A 5544-nucleotide genomic window follows, 5' to 3' on the forward strand; every position below is an offset into this window, starting at 1 on the left:
GGATTTATCCCCGTTGGACTGCGCAGCAGTCCCAAGATCTTTGGGGCCGCTGCGCGACCCAACGGGGATAAATCCCCTCGCCACAGAGGCCTGGCAGGTATTTTTGTGTCTTGGCCCACAAACCCACACGGCAATCCCGCCATTTGCCGTTTTTTTCACATCCTGTCTGGATAATTCCGGAAAATCTGGCGTCTGAGCCGGCCTCTTTGTGCTATTACCCATAGCCTGAATTTTCGGAACGCGTCCCTCGATGTCATCTCAAACTCAGCTCAAATCCGTCCGCCGTTCACGTTTTGCCCTGCGTTGGTATACCTGGCTGGCGCTGGCCCTTGCCGCCGCCTATGGCCTGGCGTTCGCCATGCATTGGGATGACCGTGGCGTGCTGTGGGTGCTGGAGCGTTTCGAGAGCCCGACCGAGCAAAAGGAAAGCGTCTGGTTGCCGGACTACCACGCAGTGATAGACGCGAAGTTGCTGCCGGGCATGGAGAAAGACGAAGCCTCCGATCTGTCCTATAACCCGCAGACCAAAACCCTGTTTTCGGTAATGGGCAAAAATCCATTCCTCGCCGAGCTGAGCCTGCAAGGTGACGTCCTGCGCAAAATGCCGCTCAAGGGCTGGAGCAATCCGGAAGGCCTGACCGTGATGGAAAACGGCCTGATGGCCATCGTCGATGAGCGCGAGCACATACTCTCCATCGTCAAAGTCGACGCCGACACCCGCGAACTGAACATCGCCGACTTCCCCAAATACGACCTCGGCCCCTCGAAAGACCAGAACAAAGCCTTCGAAGCGATTGCCTGGGATCCGCGCAATCAGCAACTGCTACTGGGCGAAGAGCGGCCACCGGCGCTGTTCACCTGGAAAAGCGACGGCACCCAGACGCTGACGGGCGACAAGCAAAAACTCGCCAGCGATGAACTGGACATCCGCAACCTCTCGGCGCTGGCGGTGGATCCGCGCACCGGCCACACATTGGTGCTGTCCGCTGATTCGCATCTATTGCTGGAGCTGGATGAGAAGGGCGATCAAGTCAGCTTCATGACCTTGCTCGGCGGCTTCAACGGCATCAAAAAAACCATCCCGCGCGCCGAAGGCGTGACCATGGACGAGGCGGGCACGCTGTACATGGTCAGTGAGCCAAACCTGTTCTACCGCTTCGAAAAACAGAAATAACAGCCTCATCGAATCCTGTAGGAGCTGCCGAAGGTTCGGGCCGCGTTCGGACGATCTTTTGACTGTCGGACGCAGAGCGTCCCCGGCGGCATTCCCACGCAGAGCGTGGGAACGATCAAATACAGGGTTGTCTTGTGGTTTGAGGCAAGTGGCCATTAAGCTTCAGTTCAGACGGGCGTGATATTTCATCCGCCTGTTTTGATTCCGAGCCCGCCCGAATGCGTCGACTTGCCCGTCCCAAACCTCTGGTCATCATCGTCTCGGTGATTGCGCTGATCGCGTTGATTGCGATCGGCCAATACCTGCGCCTGTTCGAGCGTGCCTGGTTCAACCTGCACACGCTGTGGCAACCGCAGAGCACTGAATCCATTGGTCTGGATCAATACCGTGTGGAGATTGAAGCACGAGTTATCGACGGTCTGGACGACGATGTGTCAGCGCTGACCTTCGATCCGGTGCGCAAAAGCCTGTTCACCGTGACCAACAAAAATGCCGAGCTGGTTGAGCTGTCGCTGGAAGGCAAGATCCTGCGGCGCATCTCGCTGATCGGTTTTGGCGATGCGGAGGCCGTCGAGTTCATCAGCGCCGACACCTACGTGATCACCGACGAGCGTGAACAGCGGCTGATCAAGATTCATCTGGAAGAGGGCACCACGTTCCTCGATGCGGCGGATGCCGAGCAGATGACCCTTGGCGTGCACATGAGCGGCAACAAGGGTTTTGAAGGTCTGGCTTACGACTCGGTGGGCAAGCGCCTGTTCGTGGCGAAAGAGCGCGATCCGATGCTGATCTACGAAGTGCATGGTTTTCCGCACTTCAACCCGGAAAAATCCTACGCGGTGCACGTGATCAACAACCCCAAGCGCGATGCCGGGATGTTTGTGCGTGATCTGTCGAGTTTGCAGTACGACGAACGCAGCGGCCACTTGCTGGCACTGTCGGATGAGTCGCGGTTGATTCTGGAGCTAGACGTCGATGGGCGGCCGTTGAGCACGATGTCCATCAGTGGCGGGCGTCAGGGTTTGAAGAAAACCGTGCCGCAGGCGGAAGGCATTGCGATGGATGACGATGGCACGCTGTACATGGTGAGCGAGCCGAACCTGTTTTACGTCTTCAAAAAACCAACGCCGAACTAACCAACACCACAAAACACTGTGGGAGCGAGCTTTTGTGGTGAGGGGATTTATCCCCGATGGGTCGCGCAGCGGCCCCAAAAAGCAGGACTGCTACGCAGCCCATCGGGGATAAATCCCCTCACCACAAAGTTAGCTCCCACAGGTTTCCATCCGCCCACAAAATCGTGGGCGGGCTGATTACTCAGCTTTAAGGGTTTTCACGCCCTCAGATGTACCCAGCAACAACAAATCAGCCGGACGTGCCGCGAACAAGCCGTTAGTCACCACGCCAACAATCGCATTGATCTGCGCTTCCAGCTCCACCGGGTTGGTGATCTGCAGGTTGAACACATCCAGAATGATGTTGCCGTTATCGGTCAGCACGCCTTCGCGGTACACCGGGTCGCCGCCCAGTTTCACCAGTTGGCGGGCAACGTGGCTGCGGGCCATCGGGATCACTTCGACTGGCAGCGGAAATTCGCCTAGCACCGGCACCAGTTTGCTGGCGTCGGCGATGCAGATGAAGGTCTTGGCCACGGCCGCAACGATCTTCTCGCGGGTCAGAGCTGCGCCGCCGCCCTTGATCAGGTTCAGGTGCGCGTCGCTTTCATCGGCGCCATCAACGTAGAACTCCAGATCGCTGACGGTGTTCAGCTCATACACCGGAATCCCGTGGCCCTTGAGGCGCGCGGCGGTTGCTTCGGAACTGGCGACCGCGCCATCGAACGCGCCCTTGTGCTGGGCCAGGGCGTCGATGAAGCAGTTGGCGGTGGAGCCGGTGCCGACCCCAACGATGCTCTTGTCGTCGAGTTTCGGAAGGATGAAGTCGACGGCGGCCTGAGCCACTGCCTGTTTGAGTTGATCCTGGGTCATGCGGGCTCCGGAAGCGGGCAAGGTGAGAACGGAAAGGCCGGCATTATAGGCTTCGCGGCGGTGCAGGGGGAAACACCCTGTGGTGAGGGGATTTATCCCCGACCGGCGACGCAGTCGTCGTAAAACCTGAGAACGCGGTATTTCTGAAAGAATGTCGGGGAGCGCTTCGCACTCCATCGGGGATAAATCCCCTCGCCACAATGGTGCTCACTCAAGAATGGGTTTCCAGACCTTAAAACCACCTGTTTAGTGTGGTCGCCCGGGCAAAAGCCGGGTTAGACTCCTTGGCCCTGCCCAACCCGCTCAGTGATGCTTTCCGATGCTCGAACAGTACGTCAAAAAGATCCTCACCTCGCGCGTTTATGACGTTGCCGTAGAAACCCCGCTGCAGAACGCTCGCCAGCTCTCCGAGCGGCTGGGCAATGACATTTGGCTCAAGCGCGAAGACTTGCAGCCGGTGTTCTCGTTCAAGATTCGCGGCGCCTACAACAAGTTGACTCAGTTGACCGAAGAAGAGCGCGCCCGTGGCGTGGTCACCGCGTCGGCGGGCAACCATGCGCAGGGCCTGGCCCTGGCGGCGAAAGTGCTGGGCGTAAAAGCGACCATCGTCATGCCTAAGACCACTCCGGAAATCAAGGTCGAAGGCGTGCGTTCGCGTGGCGGAAAAGTGGTACTGCACGGTGATTCGTTCCCGGAAGCCCTGGCCTACTCGCTGAAACTGGTCGATGAAAAAGGCTACGTCTACATTCACCCGTACGACGATCCGCACACCATCGCCGGGCAGGGCACGGTCGCGATGGAAATTCTGCGCCAGCACCCGCAGCCGCTGGACGCGATTTTTGTCCCGGTTGGTGGCGGCGGTCTGATCGCCGGTATCGCCGCGTACGTGAAATACCTGCGTCCGGACATCAAAGTCATCGGCGTCGAGCCGGACGACTCCAACTGCCTGCAGGCCGCGATGGCTGCCGGTGAGCGCGTCGTTCTGCCAACCGTGGGTATCTTCGCCGACGGCGTGGCGGTGGCGCAGATCGGCCAGCACACCTTCGACATCTGCAAAGACTACGTCGATGAAGTGATCACCGTCAGCACTGACGAGATCTGTGCGGCAATCAAGGATATCTACGACGATACCCGCTCGATCACCGAACCTGCCGGCGCCTTGGGTGTGGCCGGGATCAAGAAGTACGTCGAACAACGCGGTGTCAGCGGCCAGACTTTTGTCGCCATCGATTCCGGCGCCAACGTCAACTTCGACCGCTTGCGCCACGTCGCCGAGCGCGCCGAACTGGGTGAAGGCCGCGAAGCGATCATCGCCGTGACCATCCCCGAGAAGGCCGGCAGCTTCAAAAACTTCTGCGAAGCCATCGGCAAGCGCCAGATCACCGAATTCAACTACCGCTACAACACCGGCAGCGAAGCGCACATTTTCGTTGGCGTGCAGACCCACCCGGAAAACGATCCGCGCAGCGCACTGCTGGCGAGCCTGACCGAGCAAGGTTTCCCGGTCACTGATCTGACCGACAACGAACTGGCCAAGCTGCACATCCGCCACATGGTTGGCGGGCACGCGGCGCACGTGATTGATGAAGTGGTGTTCCGCTTCGAATTCCCGGAGCGTCCTGGTGCGCTGTTCAACTTCCTTAATAAGCTCGGCGGGCGCTGGAACATCTCGATGTTCCACTACCGCAACCACGGCGCTGCTGATGGCCGTGTGGTCGCCGGCCTGCAAGTGCCGCACGACGAGCGCCATCTGGTGCCGGCAGCGCTGGAAGAGATTGGTTACCCATACTGGGATGAAAGCGAGAACCCGGCCTATCAGCTGTTTCTCGGCTGAGCGGCTACGCTGATGGGCAAGCAATAAGGAATTTTGACAATGGAAACGTTAACGGCCCTGAAAATGGCTCACGTGGTCGCCACCGTGGTTTTGCTGGCCAGCGCGCTGGGTCTGGCGATCTGGGTGTTTCTGGCCAAGCGCAAAGGTGATGTGACGGCGGGCAGCCGCACGTTGCAGCGGCCACGGGTGTTTGTCTGGCTGCTGATGGGCCTGGCGCTGCTGAGCATGCCATTCACCGGTTGGTGGATGGTGCATCTGGTGGGCTGGCCGCTGGGGCAGACGTGGATTCTGGCGTCGAGCGTGCTGTACACCGTGGCGGCGTTGGCGTGGTTGTGGTTGCTTGTGCGTTTGAATCGGTTGCGCAAGGTGCCGGGCGGGGTGGGGCGGTTCAGCTTTGCTTTGGCGTTGTTCAGTTTCGTGTGTTTTGTGGCGATTGCCGGGTTGATGGGCGCAAAACCTGTTTAGGGCTTGAGACCGAGTCGACCCCTTCGCGGGCAAGCCTTGCTCCTACAAGGGCGGTGTTGATCCCTGTAGGAGCAAGGCTTGCC

Annotated in this window: 5 protein-coding genes; 4 read left to right on the forward strand and 1 reads right to left on the reverse strand. The window is 59.2% G+C overall.

What is annotated here, in order from left to right:
• The first annotated feature begins 250 nt into the window (after positions 1-250).
• Together QMX93_RS29455 and QMX93_RS29460 are read left to right on the forward strand one after the other, a co-directional pair.
• The gene (locus QMX93_RS29455; protein ID WP_282359077.1) at positions 251-1174 is read left to right on the forward strand and encodes an SdiA-regulated domain-containing protein; all 924 of its coding nucleotides are present in this window, start codon (positions 251-253) and stop codon (positions 1172-1174) included.
• A gap of 218 nt (positions 1175-1392) precedes the next feature.
• Positions 1393-2310, forward strand: coding sequence for an SdiA-regulated domain-containing protein (locus QMX93_RS29460; protein ID WP_159811915.1), 918 nt, complete (start codon positions 1393-1395; stop codon positions 2308-2310).
• A gap of 177 nt (positions 2311-2487) precedes the next feature.
• Here QMX93_RS29460 and rpiA read toward each other — a convergent pair whose 3' ends face one another.
• On the reverse strand, positions 2488-3162 hold the full coding sequence (gene rpiA, locus QMX93_RS29465) for a ribose-5-phosphate isomerase RpiA (protein WP_007913886.1): 675 nt from the start codon (positions 3160-3162) through the stop codon (positions 2488-2490).
• Positions 3163-3481: 319 nt separating this feature from the next.
• On the opposite strand from rpiA, the gene ilvA reads away from it, so the two are divergent.
• Together ilvA and QMX93_RS29475 are read left to right on the forward strand one after the other, a co-directional pair.
• Complete coding sequence (gene ilvA / locus QMX93_RS29470; protein ID WP_212545109.1) at positions 3482-4996, forward strand: threonine ammonia-lyase, biosynthetic; 1515 nt, start codon at positions 3482-3484, stop codon at positions 4994-4996.
• Positions 4997-5035: 39 nt separating this feature from the next.
• Positions 5036-5461, forward strand: a complete 426-nt coding sequence (locus QMX93_RS29475) for a DUF2269 domain-containing protein (RefSeq protein ID WP_282359078.1) — start codon at positions 5036-5038, stop codon at positions 5459-5461.
• Positions 5462-5544 lie beyond the last annotated feature (83 nt).

Source organism: Pseudomonas sp. PS01303, from assembly GCF_029959385.1.
GTDB lineage: Bacteria > Pseudomonadota > Gammaproteobacteria > Pseudomonadales > Pseudomonadaceae > Aquipseudomonas > Aquipseudomonas rustica.